This is a genomic window from Helicobacter magdeburgensis, from assembly GCF_000765825.2.
Taxonomy (GTDB): Bacteria; Campylobacterota; Campylobacteria; order Campylobacterales; family Helicobacteraceae; genus Helicobacter_C; species Helicobacter_C magdeburgensis.
On sequence record NZ_JRPE02000001.1, the window covers coordinates 1 to 26,236 of the forward strand.

The 26,236-nt window shown below is 37.9% G+C and carries 29 protein-coding genes and 1 other RNA gene; 27 read left to right on the forward strand and 3 right to left on the reverse strand.

Features of this window, described 5'->3' with window-relative positions; translation table 11 throughout:
- The 21 genes from LS74_RS00005 to ssrA all read left to right on the forward strand — a co-directional run.
- Positions 1-1,153, forward strand: a 1,153-nt coding sequence (locus LS74_RS00005; protein WP_236096722.1) for a replication initiation protein, incomplete at its 5' end; no start/stop codon positions are given.
- A 13-nt stretch (positions 1,154-1,166) separates the two neighbouring features.
- Positions 1,167-1,412: a hypothetical protein gene (locus tag LS74_RS00010; RefSeq protein ID WP_034588368.1), complete on the forward strand. Its 246-nt coding sequence runs from the start codon at positions 1,167-1,169 to the stop codon at positions 1,410-1,412.
- Positions 1,402-1,695: a type II toxin-antitoxin system RelE/ParE family toxin gene (locus LS74_RS00015; protein ID WP_034588372.1), complete on the forward strand. Its 294-nt coding sequence runs from the start codon at positions 1,402-1,404 to the stop codon at positions 1,693-1,695. The genes LS74_RS00010 and LS74_RS00015 overlap by 11 nt, the downstream gene beginning before the upstream one ends.
- Before the next feature lie 378 nt (positions 1,696-2,073).
- Positions 2,074-2,490 carry a hypothetical protein gene (locus LS74_RS00020; protein WP_034588374.1) on the forward strand — a complete coding sequence of 139 codons (417 nt, stop codon included), beginning with the start codon at positions 2,074-2,076 and terminating at the stop codon, positions 2,488-2,490.
- An 11-nt stretch (positions 2,491-2,501) separates the two neighbouring features.
- Entirely contained in the window at positions 2,502-3,251 is a 750-nt protein-coding gene (locus LS74_RS00025) for a hypothetical protein (protein ID WP_052086466.1), read from the forward strand.
- 35 nt (positions 3,252-3,286) lie between these two features.
- Complete coding sequence (locus tag LS74_RS11105; protein ID WP_052086468.1) at positions 3,287-3,493, forward strand: hypothetical protein; 207 nt, start codon at positions 3,287-3,289, stop codon at positions 3,491-3,493.
- A gap of 11 nt (positions 3,494-3,504) precedes the next feature.
- On the forward strand, positions 3,505-5,694 hold the full coding sequence (locus LS74_RS00030) for a hypothetical protein (protein ID WP_052086470.1): 2,190 nt from the start codon (positions 3,505-3,507) through the stop codon (positions 5,692-5,694).
- The gene (locus LS74_RS00035) at positions 5,691-5,873 is read left to right on the forward strand and encodes a hypothetical protein (protein ID WP_034588375.1); all 183 of its coding nucleotides are present in this window, start codon (positions 5,691-5,693) and stop codon (positions 5,871-5,873) included. Before LS74_RS00030 ends, LS74_RS00035 begins: the two co-directional genes overlap by 4 nt.
- A 291-nt stretch (positions 5,874-6,164) precedes the next feature.
- Positions 6,165-6,941, forward strand: coding sequence for a hypothetical protein (locus tag LS74_RS11110; protein ID WP_236096723.1), 777 nt, complete (start codon positions 6,165-6,167; stop codon positions 6,939-6,941).
- A 121-nt stretch (positions 6,942-7,062) separates the two neighbouring features.
- The gene (locus LS74_RS00045) at positions 7,063-8,229 is read left to right on the forward strand and encodes a replication initiation protein (RefSeq protein WP_236096724.1); all 1,167 of its coding nucleotides are present in this window, start codon (positions 7,063-7,065) and stop codon (positions 8,227-8,229) included.
- Between the two features lie 13 nt (positions 8,230-8,242).
- Positions 8,243-8,488, forward strand: a complete 246-nt coding sequence (locus LS74_RS00050; RefSeq protein WP_034588368.1) for a hypothetical protein — start codon at positions 8,243-8,245, stop codon at positions 8,486-8,488.
- The gene (locus LS74_RS00055; protein WP_034588372.1) at positions 8,478-8,771 is read left to right on the forward strand and encodes a type II toxin-antitoxin system RelE/ParE family toxin; all 294 of its coding nucleotides are present in this window, start codon (positions 8,478-8,480) and stop codon (positions 8,769-8,771) included. The genes LS74_RS00050 and LS74_RS00055 overlap by 11 nt, the downstream gene beginning before the upstream one ends.
- Before the next feature lie 378 nt (positions 8,772-9,149).
- Positions 9,150-9,566 carry a hypothetical protein gene (locus LS74_RS00060; protein WP_034588374.1) on the forward strand — a complete coding sequence of 139 codons (417 nt, stop codon included), beginning with the start codon at positions 9,150-9,152 and terminating at the stop codon, positions 9,564-9,566.
- An 11-nt stretch (positions 9,567-9,577) separates the two neighbouring features.
- Positions 9,578-10,327: a hypothetical protein gene (locus LS74_RS00065; protein WP_052086466.1), complete on the forward strand. Its 750-nt coding sequence runs from the start codon at positions 9,578-9,580 to the stop codon at positions 10,325-10,327.
- Positions 10,328-10,362: 35 nt separating this feature from the next.
- Positions 10,363-10,569 carry a hypothetical protein gene (locus LS74_RS11115; RefSeq protein WP_052086468.1) on the forward strand — a complete coding sequence of 69 codons (207 nt, stop codon included), beginning with the start codon at positions 10,363-10,365 and terminating at the stop codon, positions 10,567-10,569.
- An 11-nt stretch (positions 10,570-10,580) separates the two neighbouring features.
- Positions 10,581-12,770 (forward strand): hypothetical protein, encoded by a 2,190-nt coding sequence (locus LS74_RS00070; protein WP_052086470.1) that lies wholly within the window; start codon positions 10,581-10,583, stop codon positions 12,768-12,770.
- Positions 12,767-12,949, forward strand: a complete 183-nt coding sequence (locus LS74_RS00075) for a hypothetical protein (RefSeq protein WP_034588375.1) — start codon at positions 12,767-12,769, stop codon at positions 12,947-12,949. Before LS74_RS00070 ends, LS74_RS00075 begins: the two co-directional genes overlap by 4 nt.
- 291 nt (positions 12,950-13,240) lie before the next feature.
- Positions 13,241-14,017, forward strand: a complete 777-nt coding sequence (locus tag LS74_RS11120; RefSeq protein ID WP_236096725.1) for a hypothetical protein — start codon at positions 13,241-13,243, stop codon at positions 14,015-14,017.
- A gap of 321 nt (positions 14,018-14,338) precedes the next feature.
- On the forward strand, positions 14,339-15,526 hold the full coding sequence (locus LS74_RS00085; RefSeq protein ID WP_034589673.1) for a tyrosine-type recombinase/integrase: 1,188 nt from the start codon (positions 14,339-14,341) through the stop codon (positions 15,524-15,526).
- Positions 15,523-16,080: a phosphatase PAP2 family protein gene (locus tag LS74_RS00090; protein WP_138128631.1), complete on the forward strand. Its 558-nt coding sequence runs from the start codon at positions 15,523-15,525 to the stop codon at positions 16,078-16,080. The genes LS74_RS00085 and LS74_RS00090 overlap by 4 nt, the downstream gene beginning before the upstream one ends.
- A 34-nt stretch (positions 16,081-16,114) precedes the next feature.
- Positions 16,115-16,481: a transfer-messenger RNA gene (gene ssrA / locus LS74_RS00095) on the forward strand.
- Positions 16,482-16,520: 39 nt separating this feature from the next.
- Here ssrA and LS74_RS00100 read toward each other — a convergent pair.
- Entirely contained in the window at positions 16,521-16,712 is a 192-nt protein-coding gene (locus LS74_RS00100; protein WP_014666727.1) for a hypothetical protein, read from the reverse strand.
- Positions 16,713-16,858: 146 nt separating this feature from the next.
- On the opposite strand from LS74_RS00100, the gene LS74_RS00105 reads away from it, so the two are divergent.
- The 6 genes from LS74_RS00105 to cmoA all read left to right on the forward strand — a co-directional run bounded on the left by LS74_RS00105 (position 16,859) and on the right by cmoA (position 24,087).
- On the forward strand, positions 16,859-18,985 hold the full coding sequence (locus LS74_RS00105; protein WP_034587623.1) for a TonB-dependent receptor plug domain-containing protein: 2,127 nt from the start codon (positions 16,859-16,861) through the stop codon (positions 18,983-18,985).
- Between the two features lie 72 nt (positions 18,986-19,057).
- Positions 19,058-19,579: an inorganic diphosphatase gene (gene ppa, locus LS74_RS00110; protein WP_034587621.1), complete on the forward strand. Its 522-nt coding sequence runs from the start codon at positions 19,058-19,060 to the stop codon at positions 19,577-19,579.
- Between the two features lie 30 nt (positions 19,580-19,609).
- Positions 19,610-21,034, forward strand: coding sequence for an acetyl-CoA carboxylase subunit A (locus tag LS74_RS00115; RefSeq protein WP_034587620.1), 1,425 nt, complete (start codon positions 19,610-19,612; stop codon positions 21,032-21,034).
- Between the two features lie 6 nt (positions 21,035-21,040).
- Positions 21,041-22,489, forward strand: coding sequence for a bifunctional ADP-dependent NAD(P)H-hydrate dehydratase/NAD(P)H-hydrate epimerase (locus LS74_RS00120; RefSeq protein WP_034587619.1), 1,449 nt, complete (start codon positions 21,041-21,043; stop codon positions 22,487-22,489).
- Positions 22,490-22,510: 21 nt separating this feature from the next.
- Complete coding sequence (locus tag LS74_RS00125) at positions 22,511-23,293, forward strand: thiazole synthase (protein ID WP_034587617.1); 783 nt, start codon at positions 22,511-22,513, stop codon at positions 23,291-23,293.
- A gap of 47 nt (positions 23,294-23,340) precedes the next feature.
- The gene (cmoA, locus tag LS74_RS00130; RefSeq protein WP_034587615.1) at positions 23,341-24,087 is read left to right on the forward strand and encodes a carboxy-S-adenosyl-L-methionine synthase CmoA; all 747 of its coding nucleotides are present in this window, start codon (positions 23,341-23,343) and stop codon (positions 24,085-24,087) included.
- Between the two features lie 163 nt (positions 24,088-24,250).
- On the opposite strand, the gene LS74_RS00135 is transcribed toward cmoA, so the two are convergent.
- Together LS74_RS00135 and LS74_RS00140 are read right to left on the reverse strand one after the other, a co-directional pair.
- Positions 24,251-25,459 (reverse strand): ABC transporter permease, encoded by a 1,209-nt coding sequence (locus LS74_RS00135; RefSeq protein WP_034587614.1) that lies wholly within the window; start codon positions 25,457-25,459, stop codon positions 24,251-24,253.
- The gene (locus tag LS74_RS00140; protein ID WP_138128633.1) at positions 25,456-26,235 is read right to left on the reverse strand and encodes an ABC transporter ATP-binding protein; all 780 of its coding nucleotides are present in this window, start codon (positions 26,233-26,235) and stop codon (positions 25,456-25,458) included. Before LS74_RS00140 ends, LS74_RS00135 begins: the two co-directional genes overlap by 4 nt.
- Between the last annotated feature and the right edge of the window lies 1 nt (position 26,236).

Sequence of the window (26,236 nt, forward strand, 5' to 3'; positions counted from 1 at the left end):
AAAAAAGTTTGAAAAGTATAGTAATCAAACTTTGAGAAAAACAGAGAAAAATAAGAAAAACAACATAAATAAATGCTATAATAGAAAGAAAATAGATTTAAAGAGGTTAGTAATCGTGCAACTTAACGATTTTTCTTATGCGCGCTTTAATATGAGTGTAAGCGAGTTTAAAATACTCCTTGCTATGTTTGCAACGCTTGATTCTGTAAATCAAAGCGAATTTATAGAGCAAGAAGTTACAACAAGAGAATTAGCAGAAATTTTACAACACGAGAAAAACATAAATAACGAATCCTATTTATACGATATTATGCAGAAATTAGCTGAAAAAACCTATTTTAGCGATAATGGAGAATCTGCTATTGCTGTTCCATTTTTTAAATATATTAAAAAACAAGATGATAAAGCATTTTTAAAATTTAAATTTAATGATACGCTTAAGCCTTTTTTGCTTGAGCTTAGGCGTGATTTTGTAAAATTTAATTACACAGAAATCAAAGACTTACGAAGCTTTTATAGCATACGACTTTATATAATGCTTTTAACAGAGCTAAGGCAGAATCGGCAATGCTTGGTAATCGATTACAAGACATTGTGCGATACTTTGGGTTTGCCACGACATAGAGCCGAACGAAAAGATTTTGGAGTGTTTAATCAAAAAATCCTCACAAACTTTAGAAAAGATATGCTACTTAATGCTTTTAATGTGGAGTTGCTAGACATACAAACCGAAAAAGTAGGCAAGAAAGTAGATAAGCTTATTTTTACCTTTGATTATAAAGGAATAAATAAGCGATTAGAGGGGCAGAATAAGCGACTAATGGCGCGATATAGGAATATCGCAGATAAGGCAAGATACCTAATCGGAGAATCTCTCTCAATGGGTAAAGCAAAAGATTTTAGGAATGTGTGGAAAATCATAGACACAAGTCATAATGAAAATGGCGTTTTTATCCTTGTGGAGAACTGGAGAGCTTACCGCGTAAAAATCCCTTGCAGGGACTGGAATGCGGTAAAACATATAGAGCATTTGTGTAATACCTACAAAGCGGCTCTATATACAAGGCTTACATTTGGAGATATAGAGGCAATGAGCGCGGAGAAGCTAGAGTTATACGAAAAGGGCAAAGCCTTAAAATCACTTTTGAAATAAAGGGGCAAAAGAAATGATTATCACCATAGAAAACGCGAACAAAGAGTTTTTGAAAGCAGTGCGAGAAATGGCTAAGATTGCAAACCTCAAAGTTAAAGCCACAAAGACAGAAGCGGATTTAAGCAAAGCCGACACACAGAATCTTAAAGAGATTTACACGCAATACAAGCGCGGAGAGCTAGAAACCATAAGTTTTAAAGAGCTTGACAAACAAGCACAAGCACATTTAAAGAACTTAAGGGCAAAATATGCAAATTAGTTTCAATAAGCATTTTAGCACTTCTTTAAATGCTATTTTGGAATATATCGCACAGCATAGCCCTAGCAATGCAGAATCTTTTTATAATGAGCTTATGGCAAAAATCCACGCTTTACCCTCAAGCCCAAAAGCTTACAGAAAGAATCCACAAATCAACCAAGAGGACATAAGAGACCTTATATACAAAGGCTATGTGATACCTTTTGCCATAAGTAAAGATTGTATTACGATTCTAGCAATTTACAAAAGCAATCTTTGGAAACCTACAACCCCTAAAAAATAACCCCCCTTATTATTCTATTGTCGCTATTCGTAACACATTGAAAAATGTAGATTTGCGCAAAAAATTCACATTGAAAAAAGTAGAATAACTGCCCATTTTCACATTGAAAAAAGTAGCGCACACATTGAAAAATGTAGAATAGCAAAAATTAAGCTCGTAAAATAGGACTTTGTAAGCCTCGTAAAAAGAGTTAAAAACATCATTAGTTAAAAAGAGAGCCGCACAGAAAATTAAGACTTTGTTAAGGTATTGATTCAGTTATTCTTAATGTTTTCAACTCAAAAAACGCACACATTTTGCCCTTAAAACGCTCAAAATGTTAAAACCATACCTTACACTTACAGAATCCAATGTTTGGCTTTTAAAAGGGGAAAAAGAGTGTTTTATAGAGTGTATTACAAATTAAGCGCGGGAGGCAAAATCAACGAAGCCAAAGCCAAGCTAAAAAAAGATATAGACAATATGCAACGCGACTTTAAAAAGCCAAAGCACCATAAAAGGCGAAGCGAACGACAAGAAATGCTAAAAGAGCTACAAGAGAACCTAGAGAAGCAAATAGCAGAGCAAAGCCCCACAGAATCCGCCCCAACACAAAAGAAAGGAAAGCCATTTATGCCACCTAAGCCAAAGGCACAAGGCACACCCTTACAAAGTAAGCATTTTCAAAAGAAAGATGAAGCTATGCGCTTTATGAAACAGCATTACGAGATTATGGAAATAATGCTTATCTATAAGCACACGGATAAATACGGTTGGGAGATGATTTTTGATAAATACACGCCAAAAGACTTTTAAGGAGTAGGAAAATGAAAATCGCAAAAAAATTACCTAGTATCGCTTTTTGCTTAAGTGTGGGACTTAGCACTGCTCAAGCAAACTTTCCTGTGATTGATGTTAGCTCAATTGCTCAAAGCATATTGCAATATACGCAAATGATACAAGAATTTACAAGATACGAAGCAGAGCTTAGGGCTATGGGAATCGACACAGGCAGAGTCGGCAAAATTTTGCAAGATATAGATTCTATGAGTGATGAAATGATAAGCGGGATAAAAAAGGCAAATGAAATCCCAAGTGTTTTTACGCAAATGTTTGCAGAGATAAACGAGAATTGCGAGTTTTTAAGCAAAAATGATAAATTTAAAGAAGCGAGGGAAAAGCTAAGTAAGGGAAAATACAAAGACAAGGACGAGAAAAGCAAAGCGGTTTTAAGCTGCTTAGGAGTGCTTGAAAATCCTATGGATATGATAGACATAAAAGATGAGCTTAGAAAAAAGGCAGATGAAGCCCTTAGAAAGAAAGACTACAAGGCATACGAGGAAGCAAAAAAAGATTTACAACGCATAAAAAATACACAAGAATACATACGAAGTAAAGCCACAGACCAAAAGCTTACGCAATGGGCGGAATTTTATAAACGCTTTGATTCAGAGCAAGAGGACAAGAACAGCATTTACAACATCAAAAACATAAGAAACAAAGTAAGTAAAATAACAGAAAGTGCTAAAAAAGCGACTAACCCCCAAGAAGTAGCAAATACCACAAATGCACTTTAGAACAGATTTTACAGCTCTCTATGGTGCAATATGAAATGTCTATGAACTCAAATAATTTCATCATAGAGTTTCTAAGTAAGGAACAGGAGGAAAAAAGAGAAAAAGCAACAAGGAAAAACGAAAAAGAGCTCGTAGATAAAAGCGAAAAGGAGTTTTCAAAGCTTTTTGAAAATGATACATTCTCTAAGTTTAAAGACGAGGTAAGGTATAACGAAATAGGCTTACCCATTATGTTTGAATAGGGGGAGAGCCAATGAGTAAGAGTGAGATTCTAAAAGAATACGAGGATATTTTTAAGCGTGTAGGCAAGATTAAAGATGAATCTTTGCAGAAAAAGGCGCAATCCTTGCAAAGCTCACTTAACTTTTTTAAATCTAAACCCGCGCAAAGCTCCATACATTTTAACAGCACCAAAGGCAAAGGCGCAAGGAAAAAGCCAAGTAACGCGCGACTTGCCTACGAACACAACACGCGCACACTCAATTTTACAGACAGCAGAATCGCAAAGGCAGAAAAGAATCAAGATTTAGCACAAATAGGAAGCCCTATTTACGCGCTAGACACGCCAGAAAGAAACGAATATAAGGGCATTACAAGAGATGAATTTTTACAATTAGAGATGAGAGCGCGCGAGGACTACCGCAAAGCGTGGGGGCAATCTATGCAGAAAAAGGCGCAAATCTTTAAAGAAAGCATTGTGAATCTCCAAGAACACCACACAATGCAAGACCTAGAGAATCTAACGCAGAGGCTCAAAAAAGAATATAACTTAAATGCTTTACATATCGCAATACACCGCGACGAGGGGCATATAAATAAGCTCACGCACGAAAAGCAGTATAACTATCACGCGCACATCATTTTTTTAAATTATGATTTTACAACGCATAAAAGCGTATTTAGACAATTTAGCAAAAAGGACTTGTCGCGTATGCAAGACTTAAACGCGGAAGTCTTAGGAATGCAAAGAGGCAAAAAGCACAAGAGAGAGCATATAAACAGATACCAGCTAGACCACAAGGCAAATAAGATTCTAGAAAATATCCACAAACTTACAAAAGAGATAAAGCAAGAGCTAAAACATCATCAGAGCCAAGAATTTAACGCAGAGGCAAAACTCATAGAGTTTTTAAAGGCAACAGAGCAAGGCAAAGAACAGATTCTACAAAGCATTAATGATAGCCAAGCCCACGCGATGAATAAGCTTTTAGCACAAGCCAATAATGCAGAGCTTCCAACAGAGCAAGAGCCAAAAAAGCTTTTACGCTTAAGGAGTAAATGGCAGTATAAAGCCCAAGAGGCAGAGCAGGGCAAAGAATCGCAAACAGAGCCAACAAAACCTAAGCTTTCCCCTTTTAAATCCAAACCAACACAAAGGAGCAAGACAATGGAAAAAGACTTAAGAGAACAAGAGCTACAAGAAGCGCGAGAACAAGAGCTACAAGAAGCAGAGCAAGAGGCTTTAGAATCTAGCTTTAAAGCTTTTGAAATGGGAACAGCAAACAGGCAAGAAATGGTGCTTATCATTGAAAATCAATCCAAAGCCTTACAAAAACTTGCTAAAGAGCATAAGCTAGAAAAGCAAGATAAGCAAAAAGTAAAGGATTTTTGCGACATCGTGAAAAATAAAGAGTATTTAGAGAGAAGCGACACGGAGCTCAAAAACTTTACGCAAAACATCATAAACTATAAAAGAAAGCTAAGCGCAGAGCTAAAAGGACAAGAAATGGAGCAAGGTATTACAAAAGCCTTTAGCACCGACTTTGATTTATGCAAAACACCAAAGGCAAAAGAGCAACACGCCGAGAATATCCTTAAAAATTATGAGGAGCAGTATAAAGATATTGATAAGGCAATATCCATAATGCAAAAAGCAGAAGAAGGTATTAAAAAACAGCAGAGCCAAGAAGCAAAGATACATCAAGAGGAGAACAACGAGGCTAAAGAGCAAGAAGGAGATTCTAGCACACTTGATAGAGCAGTGAATGAGATTCAAAACTCAAGGAATGTTTTTGACTTCTTAAAGTGCTTATATGACCTAGAAAAAGGTATGTATGAGCTAGGCATAGGGAAAAAGCCAAATCCTCAAGAATTTAGCAAAAAGCTTAATGAGATGAAAGACAAAGCCCTAAGCAATGATTTTATAAAGCAGAGCCTTAATAAAATCAAAGAATGCAAGGACAAGATACAAGACTTCTCTAAGAATATAAAGCTTGAAATAGCATTCGCAAGGCAAATAAACAAAGATATTGACTTACACGATTACAGCACACACAAAGACACAAAGCAAGAATATGTAAGGCGCATTGACAAGAAATTAGAATCCGCACTCAAAGAATGCCCCAATATCAGAATAGATTACCCAAAAATGTATAAAAGGGCAGAGGAGATTACAAAGAATCGCGATAAGAGTAAAAACCAAAACAAAGGAGTAGAGAGATGATAACATTTACAAAAAAAATAATCCAACTTCAGAACGAAATTAATAGTTTAAAAATTCTTTTGGAGAAAGAGAAAAAGCATAAAAGATATTTTGAAATAGAATTAAAAAAATTAAGAACGCGATATTTTAATTCTAAACAAAGTAATCCGACAATCATAATAAAAGAATATGCAGAATAAGAAAAAATAAAATGCAAAAAGAAATTATACAAGCATACAAAACTTGTCCGAAATGGAGTGATAACGAAATGGAGGACAACAAACTAGCACCCCAAAAAAAATTTTCAATTTTTTTTAAAGTGCTGTTTGTTAAAATCTCAAAAAGGACCAAAACTTTTTTGAGATTTTTTAGAAAAGTTTGCTTGAAAATTTTTGCAATCTCTTTGATTTGTTTTTTAATCAAAGAGCCAAAACTTTTACAAACTTTTTCTCCTCCATTTCGTTATACTTTTTTTAAAAGGTTAAAATGTTATGGGTGAAACAAAAGGGGAGTTTCAATTATTTTTAATACTCTATGCAGAGTTTAAAAAAATTGAATCGGAGAGTGGGCATAAAATAATCCAAGACAAAGAGAACCCATATCATTTTTTTATTTTAGATTCTAATGAGAACTTTTTAGAAAAATTTTCATTAGAAGAATACATAAAGGAGCTACAAAATGACAATACCTCTACAAGAAAGAGCGGGGAAAGAGATAGTTATACCCAAAGAGAGGAAAGAGAGAGCGGCAGAGCCATTGGACGAATTAGAAGCACGATTGAAGAGAGAAGCAGACGAAGCAGAGCAATGGGCGAGGGAAGCCAAAGCATAGGAGCAACAAGTAATAGAGTTGGAAGAATCCATACTCTCACGCCTAGAATCAGAATCCACGAGCTCACAAAGTTAAGACAAGCCGAGCAAAAACTTACAGAGCTAGAAAGGCAGAAAGCAATCGATACATACAAGCAAATGCAACAAGATACAAGCATAAAACAGATAAACGAGCAAAATAGAGATATACAAGCAACAGAGCAGGGGATACAAGCAGAATCTACAACACAAACAAATGATTCTGCTCCCTTGCAAACACGATTAGATAGAAATTTAAGAAATTACAGCAAGAGCCAAGAAGCTAAATATCTTGTGCGTTGTAATGCTCTAGTAAAAGAAGTTAAAGACAAAGGCATTACATTAGATTCTAAAAGCCTCAAACTTTTAGAAAGTTTCAATAAAAAAGCACAAGATAAAATAAAAGGTTTAAGCAGATGAAAAACTTTTATTTGTTTTTAAGCTTTTTTATGATTAGTTACTTTTTTAATTTTTGTTTGAAAAGTGTTTTTGCTAGTAAAGCTCTACACTTTTCTAAAATATCGTAAATAAGGGGTTTATAGTGTATAATAATGGAAAAAAGTTTGAAAAGTATAGTAATCAAACTTTGAGAAAAACAGAGAAAAATAAGAAAAACAACATAAATAAATGCTATAATAGAAAGAAAATAGATTTAAAGAGGTTAGTAATCGTGCAACTTAACGATTTTTCTTATGCGCGCTTTAATATGAGTGTAAGCGAGTTTAAAATACTCCTTGCTATGTTTGCAACGCTTGATTCTGTAAATCAAAGCGAATTTATAGAGCAAGAAGTTACAACAAGAGAATTAGCAGAAATTTTACAACACGAGAAAAACATAAATAACGAATCCTATTTATACGATATTATGCAGAAATTAGCTGAAAAAACCTATTTTAGCGATAATGGAGAATCTGCTATTGCTGTTCCATTTTTTAAATATATTAAAAAACAAGATGATAAAGCATTTTTAAAATTTAAATTTAATGATACGCTTAAGCCTTTTTTGCTTGAGCTTAGGCGTGATTTTGTAAAATTTAATTACACAGAAATCAAAGACTTACGAAGCTTTTATAGCATACGACTTTATATAATGCTTTTAACAGAGCTAAGGCAGAATCGGCAATGCTTGGTAATCGATTACAAGACATTGTGCGATACTTTGGGTTTGCCACGACATAGAGCCGAACGAAAAGATTTTGGAGTGTTTAATCAAAAAATCCTCACAAACTTTAGAAAAGATATGCTACTTAATGCTTTTAATGTGGAGTTGCTAGACATACAAACCGAAAAAGTAGGCAAGAAAGTAGATAAGCTTATTTTTACCTTTGATTATAAAGGAATAAATAAGCGATTAGAGGGGCAGAATAAGCGACTAATGGCGCGATATAGGAATATCGCAGATAAGGCAAGATACCTAATCGGAGAATCTCTCTCAATGGGTAAAGCAAAAGATTTTAGGAATGTGTGGAAAATCATAGACACAAGTCATAATGAAAATGGCGTTTTTATCCTTGTGGAGAACTGGAGAGCTTACCGCGTAAAAATCCCTTGCAGGGACTGGAATGCGGTAAAACATATAGAGCATTTGTGTAATACCTACAAAGCGGCTCTATATACAAGGCTTACATTTGGAGATATAGAGGCAATGAGCGCGGAGAAGCTAGAGTTATACGAAAAGGGCAAAGCCTTAAAATCACTTTTGAAATAAAGGGGCAAAAGAAATGATTATCACCATAGAAAACGCGAACAAAGAGTTTTTGAAAGCAGTGCGAGAAATGGCTAAGATTGCAAACCTCAAAGTTAAAGCCACAAAGACAGAAGCGGATTTAAGCAAAGCCGACACACAGAATCTTAAAGAGATTTACACGCAATACAAGCGCGGAGAGCTAGAAACCATAAGTTTTAAAGAGCTTGACAAACAAGCACAAGCACATTTAAAGAACTTAAGGGCAAAATATGCAAATTAGTTTCAATAAGCATTTTAGCACTTCTTTAAATGCTATTTTGGAATATATCGCACAGCATAGCCCTAGCAATGCAGAATCTTTTTATAATGAGCTTATGGCAAAAATCCACGCTTTACCCTCAAGCCCAAAAGCTTACAGAAAGAATCCACAAATCAACCAAGAGGACATAAGAGACCTTATATACAAAGGCTATGTGATACCTTTTGCCATAAGTAAAGATTGTATTACGATTCTAGCAATTTACAAAAGCAATCTTTGGAAACCTACAACCCCTAAAAAATAACCCCCCTTATTATTCTATTGTCGCTATTCGTAACACATTGAAAAATGTAGATTTGCGCAAAAAATTCACATTGAAAAAAGTAGAATAACTGCCCATTTTCACATTGAAAAAAGTAGCGCACACATTGAAAAATGTAGAATAGCAAAAATTAAGCTCGTAAAATAGGACTTTGTAAGCCTCGTAAAAAGAGTTAAAAACATCATTAGTTAAAAAGAGAGCCGCACAGAAAATTAAGACTTTGTTAAGGTATTGATTCAGTTATTCTTAATGTTTTCAACTCAAAAAACGCACACATTTTGCCCTTAAAACGCTCAAAATGTTAAAACCATACCTTACACTTACAGAATCCAATGTTTGGCTTTTAAAAGGGGAAAAAGAGTGTTTTATAGAGTGTATTACAAATTAAGCGCGGGAGGCAAAATCAACGAAGCCAAAGCCAAGCTAAAAAAAGATATAGACAATATGCAACGCGACTTTAAAAAGCCAAAGCACCATAAAAGGCGAAGCGAACGACAAGAAATGCTAAAAGAGCTACAAGAGAACCTAGAGAAGCAAATAGCAGAGCAAAGCCCCACAGAATCCGCCCCAACACAAAAGAAAGGAAAGCCATTTATGCCACCTAAGCCAAAGGCACAAGGCACACCCTTACAAAGTAAGCATTTTCAAAAGAAAGATGAAGCTATGCGCTTTATGAAACAGCATTACGAGATTATGGAAATAATGCTTATCTATAAGCACACGGATAAATACGGTTGGGAGATGATTTTTGATAAATACACGCCAAAAGACTTTTAAGGAGTAGGAAAATGAAAATCGCAAAAAAATTACCTAGTATCGCTTTTTGCTTAAGTGTGGGACTTAGCACTGCTCAAGCAAACTTTCCTGTGATTGATGTTAGCTCAATTGCTCAAAGCATATTGCAATATACGCAAATGATACAAGAATTTACAAGATACGAAGCAGAGCTTAGGGCTATGGGAATCGACACAGGCAGAGTCGGCAAAATTTTGCAAGATATAGATTCTATGAGTGATGAAATGATAAGCGGGATAAAAAAGGCAAATGAAATCCCAAGTGTTTTTACGCAAATGTTTGCAGAGATAAACGAGAATTGCGAGTTTTTAAGCAAAAATGATAAATTTAAAGAAGCGAGGGAAAAGCTAAGTAAGGGAAAATACAAAGACAAGGACGAGAAAAGCAAAGCGGTTTTAAGCTGCTTAGGAGTGCTTGAAAATCCTATGGATATGATAGACATAAAAGATGAGCTTAGAAAAAAGGCAGATGAAGCCCTTAGAAAGAAAGACTACAAGGCATACGAGGAAGCAAAAAAAGATTTACAACGCATAAAAAATACACAAGAATACATACGAAGTAAAGCCACAGACCAAAAGCTTACGCAATGGGCGGAATTTTATAAACGCTTTGATTCAGAGCAAGAGGACAAGAACAGCATTTACAACATCAAAAACATAAGAAACAAAGTAAGTAAAATAACAGAAAGTGCTAAAAAAGCGACTAACCCCCAAGAAGTAGCAAATACCACAAATGCACTTTAGAACAGATTTTACAGCTCTCTATGGTGCAATATGAAATGTCTATGAACTCAAATAATTTCATCATAGAGTTTCTAAGTAAGGAACAGGAGGAAAAAAGAGAAAAAGCAACAAGGAAAAACGAAAAAGAGCTCGTAGATAAAAGCGAAAAGGAGTTTTCAAAGCTTTTTGAAAATGATACATTCTCTAAGTTTAAAGACGAGGTAAGGTATAACGAAATAGGCTTACCCATTATGTTTGAATAGGGGGAGAGCCAATGAGTAAGAGTGAGATTCTAAAAGAATACGAGGATATTTTTAAGCGTGTAGGCAAGATTAAAGATGAATCTTTGCAGAAAAAGGCGCAATCCTTGCAAAGCTCACTTAACTTTTTTAAATCTAAACCCGCGCAAAGCTCCATACATTTTAACAGCACCAAAGGCAAAGGCGCAAGGAAAAAGCCAAGTAACGCGCGACTTGCCTACGAACACAACACGCGCACACTCAATTTTACAGACAGCAGAATCGCAAAGGCAGAAAAGAATCAAGATTTAGCACAAATAGGAAGCCCTATTTACGCGCTAGACACGCCAGAAAGAAACGAATATAAGGGCATTACAAGAGATGAATTTTTACAATTAGAGATGAGAGCGCGCGAGGACTACCGCAAAGCGTGGGGGCAATCTATGCAGAAAAAGGCGCAAATCTTTAAAGAAAGCATTGTGAATCTCCAAGAACACCACACAATGCAAGACCTAGAGAATCTAACGCAGAGGCTCAAAAAAGAATATAACTTAAATGCTTTACATATCGCAATACACCGCGACGAGGGGCATATAAATAAGCTCACGCACGAAAAGCAGTATAACTATCACGCGCACATCATTTTTTTAAATTATGATTTTACAACGCATAAAAGCGTATTTAGACAATTTAGCAAAAAGGACTTGTCGCGTATGCAAGACTTAAACGCGGAAGTCTTAGGAATGCAAAGAGGCAAAAAGCACAAGAGAGAGCATATAAACAGATACCAGCTAGACCACAAGGCAAATAAGATTCTAGAAAATATCCACAAACTTACAAAAGAGATAAAGCAAGAGCTAAAACATCATCAGAGCCAAGAATTTAACGCAGAGGCAAAACTCATAGAGTTTTTAAAGGCAACAGAGCAAGGCAAAGAACAGATTCTACAAAGCATTAATGATAGCCAAGCCCACGCGATGAATAAGCTTTTAGCACAAGCCAATAATGCAGAGCTTCCAACAGAGCAAGAGCCAAAAAAGCTTTTACGCTTAAGGAGTAAATGGCAGTATAAAGCCCAAGAGGCAGAGCAGGGCAAAGAATCGCAAACAGAGCCAACAAAACCTAAGCTTTCCCCTTTTAAATCCAAACCAACACAAAGGAGCAAGACAATGGAAAAAGACTTAAGAGAACAAGAGCTACAAGAAGCGCGAGAACAAGAGCTACAAGAAGCAGAGCAAGAGGCTTTAGAATCTAGCTTTAAAGCTTTTGAAATGGGAACAGCAAACAGGCAAGAAATGGTGCTTATCATTGAAAATCAATCCAAAGCCTTACAAAAACTTGCTAAAGAGCATAAGCTAGAAAAGCAAGATAAGCAAAAAGTAAAGGATTTTTGCGACATCGTGAAAAATAAAGAGTATTTAGAGAGAAGCGACACGGAGCTCAAAAACTTTACGCAAAACATCATAAACTATAAAAGAAAGCTAAGCGCAGAGCTAAAAGGACAAGAAATGGAGCAAGGTATTACAAAAGCCTTTAGCACCGACTTTGATTTATGCAAAACACCAAAGGCAAAAGAGCAACACGCCGAGAATATCCTTAAAAATTATGAGGAGCAGTATAAAGATATTGATAAGGCAATATCCATAATGCAAAAAGCAGAAGAAGGTATTAAAAAACAGCAGAGCCAAGAAGCAAAGATACATCAAGAGGAGAACAACGAGGCTAAAGAGCAAGAAGGAGATTCTAGCACACTTGATAGAGCAGTGAATGAGATTCAAAACTCAAGGAATGTTTTTGACTTCTTAAAGTGCTTATATGACCTAGAAAAAGGTATGTATGAGCTAGGCATAGGGAAAAAGCCAAATCCTCAAGAATTTAGCAAAAAGCTTAATGAGATGAAAGACAAAGCCCTAAGCAATGATTTTATAAAGCAGAGCCTTAATAAAATCAAAGAATGCAAGGACAAGATACAAGACTTCTCTAAGAATATAAAGCTTGAAATAGCATTCGCAAGGCAAATAAACAAAGATATTGACTTACACGATTACAGCACACACAAAGACACAAAGCAAGAATATGTAAGGCGCATTGACAAGAAATTAGAATCCGCACTCAAAGAATGCCCCAATATCAGAATAGATTACCCAAAAATGTATAAAAGGGCAGAGGAGATTACAAAGAATCGCGATAAGAGTAAAAACCAAAACAAAGGAGTAGAGAGATGATAACATTTACAAAAAAAATAATCCAACTTCAGAACGAAATTAATAGTTTAAAAATTCTTTTGGAGAAAGAGAAAAAGCATAAAAGATATTTTGAAATAGAATTAAAAAAATTAAGAACGCGATATTTTAATTCTAAACAAAGTAATCCGACAATCATAATAAAAGAATATGCAGAATAAGAAAAAATAAAATGCAAAAAGAAATTATACAAGCATACAAAACTTGTCCGAAATGGAGTGATAACGAAATGGAGGACAACAAACTAGCACCCCAAAAAAAATTTTCAATTTTTTTTAAAGTGCTGTTTGTTAAAATCTCAAAAAGGACCAAAACTTTTTTGAGATTTTTTAGAAAAGTTTGCTTGAAAATTTTTGCAATCTCTTTGATTTGTTTTTTAATCAAAGAGCCAAAACTTTTACAAACTTTTTCTCCTCCATTTCGTTATACTTTTTTTAAAAGGTTAAAATGTTATGGGTGAAACAAAAGGGGAGTTTCAATTATTTTTAATACTCTATGCAGAGTTTAAAAAAATTGAATCGGAGAGTGGGCATAAAATAATCCAAGACAAAGAGAACCCATATCATTTTTTTATTTTAGATTCTAATGAGAACTTTTTAGAAAAATTTTCATTAGAAGAATACATAAAGGAGCTACAAAATGACAATACCTCTACAAGAAAGAGCGGGGAAAGAGATAGTTATACCCAAAGAGTGGAAAGAGAGAGCGGCAGAGCCATTGGACGAATTAGAAGCACGATTGAAGAGAGAAGCAGACGAAGCAGAGCAATGGGCGAGGGAAGCCAAAGCTTTGGAGCAACAAGTAATAGAGTTGGAAGAATCCATACTCTCACGCCTAGAATCAGAATCCACGAGCTCACAAAGTTAAGACAAGCCGAGCAAAAACTTACAGAGCTAGAAAGGCAGAAAGCAATCGATACATACAAGCAAATGCAACAAGATACAAGCATAAAACAGATAAACGAGCAAAATAGAGATATACAAGCAACAGAGCAGGGGATACAAGCAGAATCTACAACACAAACAAATGATTCTGCTCCCTTGCAAACACGATTAGATAGAAATTTAAGAAATTACAGCAAGAGCCAAGAAGCTAAATATCTTGTGCGTTGTAATGCTCTAGTAAAAGAAGTTAAAGACAAAGGCATTACATTAGATTCTAAAAGCCTCAAACTTTTAGAAAGTTTCAATAAAAAAGCACAAGATAAAATAAAAGGTTTAAGCAGATGAAAAACTTTTATTTGTTTTTAAGCTTTTTTATGATTAGTTACTTTTTTAATTTTTGTTTGAAAAGTGTTTTTGCTAGTAAAGCTCTACACTTTTCTAAAATATCGTAAATAAGGGGTTTATAGTGTATAATAATGGAAAAAAGTTTGAAAAGTATAGTTTTCATAACTAAATTATGTTATAATCCCAAAATGTCTTTCAATATCTTTTAAAGAAAACTTTAAAAATTCAAAGACTTCAAGGATTTAATAAACCAAGAATCTAATAAATTAAGGATTTAATAAACCAAGAATCTAATAAATTAAGGCAAGGGGCTAAACCAAAATGAAATATCCCTTAAATTATAAAGATGAGTTTTCGCAGACATTGCTCTTTTGGATTACGCGTTTTATCCGCTACAAGCTTACGACATTATCTAATCACCAAGTGTTAAACAAAGAGATGATTTTACAGGCGATTAACGCCCTAAGTAATGATGAGATTAGCTCCATACATCAGCTAGAATCTTTGTGTAAAAGTGTAAGAAAAGCCGGTATGATAGGGATAAACACCTACTCTACCCCACTGCTTAAGCTCTACACTTTCCTAACACAAACACAAGGGCATTTTCACACTATGGAATCTATTGATGAAGAGGTGCTAAGTGATTTTTTGAGCGTTGAGACAAGTACGCTTTCAAATGCGAGTAAGAAAAACTACCGCATCGCACTCATCGGGCTTTTTGGCTATATTGATAAGCAAAATGAGTTTGAGGGCAAGTCCTATGTCTATGACATTACGCTAAAAATCACCGCTCTGCAGGGCAAAAGTGGGCAAAAGCTCCCTGCGTATTTAAACCAAGATGAGCTAGAGCGATTTTTACAAGCCATTGATGAGGCAGAGCTTGGAGAAAAGGTTGCTGCGAGAAATAAGCTTATTATCAAACTTATCGTTTATACGGGCATTCGCGTCAGCGAGACTTTGAGCCTGCGTAGGAAAGATATATATCCGCACCTTGATTGCTATATTATTCAAATTCGGGGCAAGGGCAATAAGCCGCGTGTGGCGATGATACGCCAAAGCCACATACAAAATCTGCTTGATGTATGGCTCACACAGCGTCCATCTTTTGCCCCTTTGCACGATTTGCTTTTTTGTAATACAAAGGGCAAGGCTCTTACACAAAGCTATATCTATCAAAATGTAGAAAAGATTCTAACCCAAGCGGGAATCCGCAAGGAGAAAAATGGCGCACATATGCTGCGGCATTCCTTTGCTACCCTACTCTATCAGCAAAAACACGATCTTGTTATGGTGCAAGAAGCTTTAGGACACGCCGATTTGAATACAAGTCGCATTTACACGCATTTTGATAGTGAGCGTTTGCGTGAAGTGGTGGGCGTTATGGATACTTTGAGTGATACGAGCGAGATGAGTAACACAGGCACTTTGAGTGGGGAATCTTTGAGTGAAAAGGCGTTGGGTGAAGACGGCTTGGGTGAAAACATTACAAATCAAAAGGAGAGAGAATGAAAAATCAAGCAATAAGGCAGATTCTATATATTGGGCTTATCGGTGCGTTTGCCCTTAGCCTATGGCTGTATAATAATGAGCTGTATGGCGATGTATTTCGCTTTATGCTTATTCCGCTTGGGATTATATGGCTCATTCAAAAGCGATTTATTCCGCTTAGAGCGTTGCTTGTGAGTTGTGTTATCATCTTTGGTATTGCCTTTGGGCTGAAACTAGCCTTTAACTATGCGGCACATACTTTTATGGATTCTGCGTGGATAATGGATTTTGTTGAGATTGCAAGGCGTCCTATCAATGGCGAGTTTAAGGGATTTCCTAGCGGACATACTGCCTCTGCTTTCATCGCTGCGGCGTTGGCTTGGCGGTATTTGGGTGTGTGGTGGGGTGTGTATCTTATTATTTTGGCAGGATTTGTTGGGTATTCAAGGATTTTAAATTTATGGCACACGCCCCTGCAAGTTTGTGCTGGAGCAATTTTGGGCTTTTTTGGGACACTGCTTGTGCTAAAAACTATGAATAAATACCTTGACAAGCACTCAAGAAAAGGGATATAATCCGCCCCTTTAGATTCCGCTTAGAATCTTAAATGGGGCTGATTGGCTTTCGACAGGAGCAAAGAGGCTTAGGTGCATGTGAGCTGGTAAGCTCTAAAACTACCACAATTCATAAACGCAAACAATACAAATTACGCTCCAGCTTACGCAAAAGTAGCGTAAGTTAATCGCTTTTTGGAGCCGGTTTAAGACATTCTATTCTAGCTAGAATCTTAAGCTGTCATTCCCTGCTAGATGCTCTCCTTTCCACACCTTGAGTAAGGAGAAAAGATTTAGGTTGCTTGTGGATTTTGCCTTGGGGTGTTGGGTAGCCACAAAAAGATGTCAATGCCTACTAAACATGTAGATTCTTAAGATTATCTTACTTTTGGACTGGGGTTCAACTCCCCACAGCTCCACCATTTCCCACAATAAAAAATCAATGTGAGTTTTTAAGTATGTCAGTGAATCTGGGCGGATTTGCGGATTCTGTATGCTTTTGAGCGACACGCACTTGAGCAGGTTTTGGCACTTTTGCTACCGATAAATGGCTTATGGCAGACTTGGCAATCTTTCTTTGCTTTATCAAGGCTTTTAAGCAGTGAAACCACTTCGCTATGGGTGAGTGAGTGTTTGCAATAAGGACATTCCATAGTTTCTCCTTTTGAGCGAATATAAGGATTGTAGCAAAATAATGCTACAAAATTGCAGAATTATATCACATTTTACAAAGTGTATTGCAACATTTTATAAAATGTGATACACTCCCAGCTTTTAATCTCAAAACTAAAGGCTTTTTATGACATATTTTTCACTTTTTACCCCATTTACATCAAAACACAAATCGCACAAGATTCTAGCTCGTGTAGGAATCCGCACAGGAATCTATATAGGACTTATTTCTTTGTGTGCGAGTTATGCCCTTGCTGATGAAAGCTACTCTGCTGAAAGTCGCTCTACTAAACTCTCCCCGCTTGTCTCTATCGCTCACCCCACAAATAATGCTAACATTAGCGTGGTTGATGATAGCTTTGTCCGCAATACACAGGCGAATGATTTGCGTGAAGTGTTTGCTAAAGATGCGGAGATTCAAGTCGGCGGTAGCTCAAAAATCGCCCAAAAACTCTACATTAGGGGTTTTGAAGATAGAATGTTTCGCATAAAGCTAGATGGCATCACACAAGGGGGGAATCTCTTCCATCATCAAGGCAATTTGCTCTTTAGCCCCTATCTACTAAAAAGTATAGAGATAGAAAAGGGCTTGGCAAGTGCAGAATATGGTGCAAACGCCCTTGCTGGTGGAATCACCATTACCACAAAAAACGCCTTTGACTTACTCGGGGTAAATCGCAATTATGGGGCGTATTTTTCAATTGGCGGACAAAGCAATCGCGGCGTAGATTCAAGCGTGGCAACCTATGGCAAAATAACAAATAATCTAGGCTTACTTGTAGGCTATGACTTTAATAACACGCCCTATTATCGTGCAGGGAATGGCTCTAAAGTCCCCTCTTCGCCATTTCAAGCCCATAACGCACTTTTTAAACTCACCTTTTTGCCAAATGAAAACCACAGCCTTAATCTTAACTATCACTTCAATAAAGTAGATTCTACCGCTCCTTTTGCGGCAAATGTCATCACGGGGCAGAATCCTGCGTTGTTTGATAACGCCTTGCTTTCGCATAGTGCAAGTCTTCAGTATGCCTATGCTTTGGGAGAGAGATTTAAGCTTGAATGGAATAACTACTACTCGCACAAATCCCTTAAACTTTCATCAAAGGCTGCCGCCACAGCACAAAGTGAAGAAGAGGGTGAAATGGATTTAAGCTTACAGAATCTTGGGAGCGATTTAGTGCTAAGACATAGCTTTGGGGAGCATAGCTTTAAATATGGGCTAAACTATCAGCTTATAGCCTCTCAAGCACATAATTTGGAAGGACACGACCTAGCACACGGCAATCGTGGGAAAGAAATGGGGACGGTATATGGGGGATTTGTAGGATTTAATTTTAATATGCTAGATTCTCTAAGTCTTGATCTTGGCTCTCGTTATGATGTGTATAACTACCAAGATAAAATCTCACAAACGCACAATACTCAAGGCTTTAGCCCTTATATCTCGCTTTTTTATGCCGCTACAAATGATTTAAGCTTTAAGCTCACGCATAATTATAACACACGCGGTGCAATGCCCCTTGATGTCTCACTCCTTGCTAATCCCCACTCCCTTGTCCGCCCAAGGCTCAAAGCAGAGGGTATGTATAATACGGAATTAAATATGGACTATGACAATAGTGTGTTGAGTTTGCACGCAAGTGTGTATTATCAATATCTAAAAAACTTTATAAATAGCTACACAAATAGCGGAGCTGAACACGACCACGGAGCAGGTGGTGGAGGCACACACGCACACGAAGATATGTATAGAGCAAATACTGATGGGCATATTGAGATTCTAGGCTATGAGGCGAGTGCTGGGCTTGATTTTTCATTTATAGATTTTCATATCGGCTTAGCTCAAAGTATGCCAAAGTATAATAATAAGCTCATTACTGATACTTTTGAGTTTGCCGCTGTGAGTGGGAGAAGCTACTATGCAAGTGTGGGATTAAGACCTTTTAGCTCATTGCCGCAGTTTCAAATTCTATATTTAACACGATTTGTTGAGGGGCTTAAATATCAAGGCTACAATCTCTACTATAACGACATTGATTCTGTGGATAAAAAGGGCTATAACACACATAATATTTATGTAAGCTATGATGTGAGTAAATCTTTGAGTGTGCGTTTAGCGTTTTTGAATATTACCAACCAAACCTACACAAACCCTATGAGTCCAAGCAAAGAGCTATTTGCCAAAGGCGGTGGAACCCCCCTTTATGAGCCCGGCTTTAATACAAAACTACAAGTCGCACTCTCCTTTTAGGAAAAATAGAATCTAAAAATACATTCTTTTGGTATAATCGCCTACTTTAGATTACAAATAAGGAGTTTAATAATGAATCTCTCAAAAGTATCAGTAGGCGAAAACCCCAACAAAGTCAATGTCATCATTGAAATCCCCTATGGTTCAAATATCAAATACGAAGTGGATAAAGATAGCGGCTTAGTTGTCGTGGATAGAGTGATGTATAGTGCGATGTTTTATCCAGCAAATTATGGCTTCGTCCCAAATACTCTAGCAGATGATGGCGATCCTGTTGATGTGCTTGTGCTAAATCCCTATCCGCTTCAAGCTGGAAGTATGATTGCTTCAAGGCTTATAGGTGTGCTTGTTATGGAAGATGAAAGCGGAATGGACGAAAAGCTTATCGCTGTGCCTGTTTCAAAGATTGATCCAAGCTTTGATAAGATTCAGTGTTTAGATGATTTACCCCAAATCACACTTGATAGAATCAAAAACTTTTTTGAAACTTATAAGACTTTAGAGCCAAACAAATGGGTAAAAGTCAAAGAATACCAAGATAAAGCTACCGCTCAAGCCATACTAGATAAGTCAATCAAAGCCTACAAGGGCTAAATCCATACGCCAAAATTAAAAGGATTTTGTATGTTTCAAAAGATTCTCATTGCCAATCGTGGCGAAATAGCCGTGCGTATTATCCGTGCGTGCAGGGATTTACACATTAAAAGTGTGGCGATATATGCAAGGGCGGATAGAGACTGCCTCCACGTGAAAATGGCAGATGAATCTTATGAAATAAGCGATGATCCTTTGCGTGGATACTTAGATGCGGACTTGATTGTTGAAGTGGCACTAAAAGCCGAGGTTGATGCCATTCACCCCGGCTATGGTTTTTTAAGTGAAAACGCGCATTTTGCTAAAAAGGTGCAAGAAGCGGGGATTACTTGGATAGGTCCAGATTCTAAAACGATTGCTAAAATGGGCGATAAGAATGCGGCGCGTGAAATTATGCAAAAGAATGGAATCCCCATTGTGCCGGGAACGGAGCCGCTCAATAATTACTCAACCCAAGAGATTGCCAAAATCGCACAAAAAATCGGCTATCCTGTGATTTTAAAAGCCAGTAGCGGTGGCGGTGGGCGTGGCATACGCGTTGTTGAAAAGCAAGAGGATTTGATAGAATCTTTTAATGCGTGTAAGCGTGAGGCAATGGCGTTTTTCAAAAATGATGATGTATTTATGGAAAAATATATTGTCAATCCCCGCCATATTGAGTTTCAGATTCTAGCGGATAATTATGGGAATGTTATCCATCTTTTAGAGCGGGATTGCTCTATCCAACGCCGCCATCAAAAGCTTATAGAAATCGCACCTAGTCCGCTGATTAGCGATGACTTGCGCAGGAGAATGGGAGCTACTGCCGTAGCCGCAGCCAAAGCCGCACAATACACAAATGCCGGAACGGTTGAGTTTTTGCTTGATGAAAACAACACCTTTTACTTTATGGAGATGAATACACGCATACAAGTAGAGCACGGCGTTACAGAAGAGATAACAGGCTATGACTTGATAGGGCGACAGATTCGCATAGCACAAGGTGAGATTTTGGATTTAACCCAGCACGACATACGCCCACAAGGCTTTGCGATTGAGGCTAGAATCAACGCCGAAGATGTGGCAAATGACTTTGTGCCAAATCCGGGCAAGATTACCACCTACTACCCTGCCCTAGGACCTTTTGTGCGTGTGGATAGCTGTATTTACAAAGACTATGTGATTCCACCTTTTTATGATTCTATGATAGCAAAGCTTATTGTGAAAGCTTCAAGCTATAATCTAGCAGTGAATAAACTCTCTCGTGCTTTAAGTGAATTTACCATTAAGGGTGTGAAAACGACCATTCCATTTTTGATGAATATTTGTAATGACAAGGACTTTAGGCGGGGGCATCTTGATACTTCCTATATTGAAAGTAAGATTAAAGAGCTTATGCCAAAGCCTGAATCTAAGCCAGAAGATGATGTGGTAAGCGTCATCGCAGCAGCTTTGAGTGCAAGATATGGGGCTTAAGAGAATATGAAAAATGTCTATCAAAACACTTCACTTTTAGATAAAAGGGCTTGTGAGAAGTTTTCTCTCACACCTGAACTCCTTATGGAAAATGCCGCTAGTGCCTTAGAATCACTCATTGCTAAAATCACACATAAAGGCAGCGTGATTACTATCCTTTGCGGTGGGGGCGATAATGGCGGCGACGGTTATACAATGGCTAGGCGTCTAAGTGGGGAATACAACATTAGAATCTACCAAGTCAAAGAGCCAAAATCGCCATTATGTGTGAAAAACTATGAACGTGCAAAGTCGTGTGAAGTAAAATTTATTAAAAAGATTCTGCCCTGCGATGTCGTGGTGGATTGCATTGTAGGCAGTGGGCTTAAGGGGGAATTAACGCGTGAAATTGTAGAGACTTTACATAACGCTCAAAAAAATGCTCGTTTATGTGTGGCGTGTGATGTGCCAAGTGGTTTAAGTGAATCTAGCACTCCTGCTTTTAAAGCTCATCACACGCTTTGTATGGGAGCGATAAACCTTGCTTGTCTTAGTGATAAGGCAAAAGATTTTGTGGGGCAGATTCATATTGGGAATCTTGGCATAAGTCAAAATCTCTATCAAATCAGTTCAAATATCAAGATGCTAGAATCAAGTGATTTAAAGCTCCCACACAGGAAGATTCAAAATACACATAAAGGCGATTTTGGACATTTGGGCGTGTTTGCTGGAGAAAAGCTTGGTGCTTGTATATTGAGCGGACAAGCAGCTTTGCATTTTGGGGTTGGGCTAGTGAGCGTGATAGCAAAGCAGAATCTAAATACTTCTTCTACACCCCTTGCCTCTCTGCCCTTTACTTTAATGCAAAGCCCAGATGTGCCGCAAAATGCTACGGCATTAGCCTTGGGTATGGGGCTTGGCGTGGAAAACTCTAAACTCGTTTTAGAATCTCTTATAGATTCTGCTTCTAATGCCTTTACTTTGCCCTGCGTGCTTGATGCTGATGTGTTTCATACACCAAAGATTAAAGATTTTTTAGACACAACGCTAAGTCAGCAGAGTTTAGACTTTTCACGCGAGATTGTTCTAACGCCCCACCCAAAGGAGTTTAATGCCCTTTTACAACATTGTGGCTTGGGGGAATATAACCCTAACAAACGCATTCAATCTATGCTAGATTTTACGCAAAAATATCCACACACAACGCTTTTACTCAAAGGGGCAAATGTCTTTATCGCTAAGGGACAAGAGATTTATATTAATCCGCTTGGTTCTAATGCCCTTGCTAAAGGTGGGAGTGGCGATGTGCTAAGTGGGCTTATTGCCGCTCTTTTAGCCCAAGGGTATAATGGGCTAGATTCAGCCCTGCAAGGCACTTTAGCTCATAGCATTGCCGCACAAAAATGCTTAAAGCATATCGCAGACTTTGGACTTACCCCAAATCATCTATTACAAGCCATTAGCACACTGCGTTAAAATACATTACAAAGGATTATTATGACTGATACATTGCAAATAGGAAAACACACCTTTACTTCGCGTCTTATCGTGGGGAGTGGGAAATACAAGGATTTTGCCAAGACAAAAGAAGCGACTTTAGCAAGTGGAGCGGAGATTATCACCGTGGCGGTAAGGCGTGTGAATATTATGGATAATAAGAGTGAGAATCTGCTAGAGACTTTTAAGGACACACAGATTCAGTTTCTGCCAAACTCCGCAGGGTGTGTGAATGCTAAAGAGGCTATTACGCTTTTTCGCCTTGTGAGAGAAGCCACAGGTATTGATTTTATCAAGCTTGAGATTATTGGCGATACGCAAAAAACGCTCTATCCCGATGTGCTTGAAACGCTTAGTGCCACGGAGATTCTAGCTAAAGAGGGCTTTTGTGTGCTGACTTATACAAATGATGATCCCATTATGGCAAAAAGGCTTGAAGATGCTGGGGCAAGTGCGGTAATGCCCCTTGCTGCTCCTATTGGCAGTGGGCTTGGGATTCAAAATCGCTATAATATTGCCTTTATCAAAGAAGCCATCAAAGTGCCATTGATTGTTGATGCGGGTGTGGGTTGTAGCAGTGATGCGAGTATTGCTATGGAGCTTGGAGCTGATAGCGTTTTGACAAATACAGCTATCGCACAAGCACAGAATCCTACGCTTATGGCAGAAGCGATGAAATACGCCGTGCAGGCTGGACGCTTGAGCTACCTAGCTGGGAGAATCCCACGCAAAGCCTATGCGAGTGCGAGTTCGCCCATTGATGGAATGGCAAATCTAGGCTAGATTCTAAAAAATATGTGGTGATAGAATCTAGGCTTAAAAAATAAAATATGAAAGATAAGCTTTTTACCCAAGATACACACAAGCAGTTTGAGTTTGATGCACAAGTAGCAAGTGTATTTGACGATATGCTTGAGCGTTCAATCCCACATTACAGGGAAGTGCTGGATTTGATTGTGGATTTTTGTATGCTGAATCTAAGTGATAGGATACAAAATGTAAATACGCAATCTCCGCTTATTTATGACTTGGGCAGTTCCACAGGTAGCACACTTCTAGCCTTGTATCACGCCCTGTATAAGGAAAATAACAATATGAACGCAAAGTTTGTGGGTATTGATAATTCACAAGCGATGATAGAAAAGGCAAAGCTTAAGGCGGAGGCGTATGAGGCTAAGATTAGCTTTGAATACGCAGATTTGTTAGAATATGACTTTTTGCCCTCACGCATTATTCTTGCCAATTATATTTTGCAGTTTATCCGCCCTATGCAGCGGCAAAACCTGCTCCAAAAAATATATGATTCTTTAGAATCTGGTGGGATTCTTGTTGTGAGTGAAAAAATGACAAGCCATCATAGAATCCTTGATAGGCAGATGATAGAGCGGTATTTGCGGTATAAAAGGGAGCAGGGCTACACGCAATATGAGATAAGCAAAAAGCGTGAGGCATTAGAAAATGTGCTTATCCCATTTAGCCTTGAAGAGAATATGGCATTGCTAAAAAATGTCGGTTTTAGCGGAGCTGAAGTGCTGTTTAAATGGGTGAATTTTGGGAGTATTATTGCAATAAAATAAGTCTAAAATTTATTTTAGAATCTAAAAACCCCGTTGCGAAAGTATTTTTAGGTAGTTTCAAGGGTTGTGTAGAAACTTGCACGAGAAGCTACCTGTGGTGGTAGTGCCGATGCACAAGAAGCAAACTCCCTTGAAAATGCCAAAAAGACGATGCAGGTTGTAATTACTCGTGTCGCAGGGCGTCAATGGGATTAAGCTTTGAAGCGCGTCTTGCTGGGAGATAGCCAAACAAGATTCCAATAAAAGCAGAAAACAAAAAGGCAACAATGGCTGTTGGCACATCAAAAATAAATGGAATCTCCATATAATAGCTTAATCCAAGTGAAGCAAAAAACGCCCATATAATCCCAATCAAACCACCAAAGGAGCTTAGTGTAATAGATTCAATCAAAAACTGCATAAGCACTTCACTTTGCAACGCCCCAATCGCCATACGCGTCCCAATCTCCTTTGTGCGTTCAGTAACGGAGACTAGCATAATATTCATAATGCCAATACCCCCAACAATCAAACTCACCCCCGCTATCATACCCAAAAGCCCTGTTAGCCTTTTTGTCGTGGAAGTAAGTGTTTGCTCAATTTGCTTAGTATCCATAATCTCAAAGGAATCTTTCTCACCAACGCGGACATTCCTTACTTCACGCAAAGCCTGAGTTAAAGCAGGAAGCATTTCGCTAGAATCTGCACTATCCTTTGCCCTAAGCATTAAGCGATTGACAAAAAAGAGTGAGTTATTCCCTGAAACAGAGCGTAAAAACGCCTTCATAGGCAGTAAAATCACATCATCTTGATCATTTCCCATACCGCCCTGCCCTTTAACGCCTATACATTCACATACAATGTTATTTAAGCGGATTTTCTGCCCGAGCGGATTGCTCTCATTAAAAAGATTTTTTCGCACAGATTCACCTATCAAGCAGACATTACTCCCTACACGATATTCATTTTCTTCAAAGCCCCTGCCTTCACTGCTATCCCATTGCGTTACTTCAAAAAAGCCTTCCGTTACGCCTTGAGCCTGTGTAGTGGTATTTTGAGATTGAAACTGCAAAACAACTGAACTTTGTGAGATAGGTGCAACGGCTTGTATATACTCTTGTGTAAGGGCTTGTAACTTTTGGGCTTCTTGCAGGCTAAAATTACGGCGTAAATTTGCCCCACTTGGATTCATAGCCCTAGCTGGAAACACAAGCAAAAGATTGCTTCCTAGTGAAGAAATTCTATCTGTTATCATTTTGGTTGTGCCATTGCCTATGCTAATCATCACAACAACCGCCCCAACGCCAATAATCACGCCAAGCATTGTCAAAAATGCGCGTAGAAAATTCCGCCTTATCTGCCGAAAGGCTAACATAAAGGCATTGAGTATCATAAATCCCCCTTAGAATCCATCTCTAAAGTATCAGTAGTTATAGAATCCGCCCTTAAAGATTCAGCCTTTTGAGCGTTTAAAGTATCGCTTTGTGAATCTGCTACCAACTTACCATCTAAAAAATGCAATTCTCTCTTAGCATATCTCGCCATATCCGGCTCGTGCGTTACCATAAGAATCGTAATACCTAAACTTTGATTTAAGCTCTTTAGAATCTCCATTATCTCCACACTTCTTTTGGTATCAAGATTGCCTGTTGGCTCATCGGCAAGTAAAAAAAGTGGCTCCTGTGCGATTGCCCTAGCGATAGCCACTCTTTGCTGCTGTCCGCCACTTAATTTTGCACTTGTATGCTCTGCCCATTCTCTAAGCCCTACTTTATCAAGGGCTTTCAAGGCTATCTCTTCACGTACTGCCTTTTTCACCCCACGATACATTAGGGGCAGCTCCACATTTTCAAGTGCCGTTGTGCGGGGCAGGAGATTAAATCCTTGAAAAATAAAGCCTATATAATTGCGGCGGAGCAAGGCACGTTCATTGTGAGATAAGCTAAACACATCTATATCCCCAAAGTGATATTCTCCACTACTCCCCACATCAAGTGTGCCTAGAATATTAGCAAGGCTTGATTTGCCCGATCCACTAGGACCCATAAGGGCGACAAACTCCCCTTTATCTATCTGCAAACTCACGCCATTTAATGCTTCAAACGCACTCTCTCCCTTGCCATAAGTCTTATGTATGTTTTTTAGGACAATAAAATTATGAGATTCCATA

Bases quoted from the DNA above. Each gene is read 5' to 3' on its own strand.
- LS74_RS00010 (WP_034588368.1), top strand. From the start codon at position 1,167: ATGATTATCACCATAGAAAACGCGAACAAAGAGTTTTTGAAAGCAGTG.
- LS74_RS00015 (WP_034588372.1), top strand. From the start codon at position 1,402: ATGCAAATTAGTTTCAATAAGCATTTTAGCACTTCTTTAAATGCTATT.
- LS74_RS00025 (WP_052086466.1), top strand. From the start codon at position 2,502: ATGAAAATCGCAAAAAAATTACCTAGTATCGCTTTTTGCTTAAGTGTG.
- LS74_RS11105 (WP_052086468.1), top strand. From the start codon at position 3,287: ATGTCTATGAACTCAAATAATTTCATCATAGAGTTTCTAAGTAAGGAA.
- LS74_RS00030 (WP_052086470.1), top strand. From the start codon at position 3,505: ATGAGTAAGAGTGAGATTCTAAAAGAATACGAGGATATTTTTAAGCGT.
- LS74_RS00035 (WP_034588375.1), top strand. From the start codon at position 5,691: ATGATAACATTTACAAAAAAAATAATCCAACTTCAGAACGAAATTAAT.
- LS74_RS11110 (WP_236096723.1), top strand. From the start codon at position 6,165: ATGGGTGAAACAAAAGGGGAGTTTCAATTATTTTTAATACTCTATGCA.
- LS74_RS00050 (WP_034588368.1), top strand. From the start codon at position 8,243: ATGATTATCACCATAGAAAACGCGAACAAAGAGTTTTTGAAAGCAGTG.
- LS74_RS00055 (WP_034588372.1), top strand. From the start codon at position 8,478: ATGCAAATTAGTTTCAATAAGCATTTTAGCACTTCTTTAAATGCTATT.
- LS74_RS00065 (WP_052086466.1), top strand. From the start codon at position 9,578: ATGAAAATCGCAAAAAAATTACCTAGTATCGCTTTTTGCTTAAGTGTG.
- LS74_RS11115 (WP_052086468.1), top strand. From the start codon at position 10,363: ATGTCTATGAACTCAAATAATTTCATCATAGAGTTTCTAAGTAAGGAA.
- LS74_RS00070 (WP_052086470.1), top strand. From the start codon at position 10,581: ATGAGTAAGAGTGAGATTCTAAAAGAATACGAGGATATTTTTAAGCGT.
- LS74_RS00075 (WP_034588375.1), top strand. From the start codon at position 12,767: ATGATAACATTTACAAAAAAAATAATCCAACTTCAGAACGAAATTAAT.
- LS74_RS11120 (WP_236096725.1), top strand. From the start codon at position 13,241: ATGGGTGAAACAAAAGGGGAGTTTCAATTATTTTTAATACTCTATGCA.
- LS74_RS00085 (WP_034589673.1), top strand. From the start codon at position 14,339: ATGAAATATCCCTTAAATTATAAAGATGAGTTTTCGCAGACATTGCTC.
- LS74_RS00090 (WP_138128631.1), top strand. From the start codon at position 15,523: ATGAAAAATCAAGCAATAAGGCAGATTCTATATATTGGGCTTATCGGT.
- LS74_RS00100 (WP_014666727.1), bottom strand. From the start codon at position 16,712: ATGGAATGTCCTTATTGCAAACACTCACTCACCCATAGCGAAGTGGTT.
- LS74_RS00105 (WP_034587623.1), top strand. From the start codon at position 16,859: ATGACATATTTTTCACTTTTTACCCCATTTACATCAAAACACAAATCG.
- ppa (WP_034587621.1), top strand. From the start codon at position 19,058: ATGAATCTCTCAAAAGTATCAGTAGGCGAAAACCCCAACAAAGTCAAT.
- LS74_RS00115 (WP_034587620.1), top strand. From the start codon at position 19,610: ATGTTTCAAAAGATTCTCATTGCCAATCGTGGCGAAATAGCCGTGCGT.
- LS74_RS00120 (WP_034587619.1), top strand. From the start codon at position 21,041: ATGAAAAATGTCTATCAAAACACTTCACTTTTAGATAAAAGGGCTTGT.
- LS74_RS00125 (WP_034587617.1), top strand. From the start codon at position 22,511: ATGACTGATACATTGCAAATAGGAAAACACACCTTTACTTCGCGTCTT.
- cmoA (WP_034587615.1), top strand. From the start codon at position 23,341: ATGAAAGATAAGCTTTTTACCCAAGATACACACAAGCAGTTTGAGTTT.
- LS74_RS00135 (WP_034587614.1), bottom strand. From the start codon at position 25,459: ATGATACTCAATGCCTTTATGTTAGCCTTTCGGCAGATAAGGCGGAAT.
- LS74_RS00140 (WP_138128633.1), bottom strand. From the start codon at position 26,235: ATGGAATCTCATAATTTTATTGTCCTAAAAAACATACATAAGACTTAT.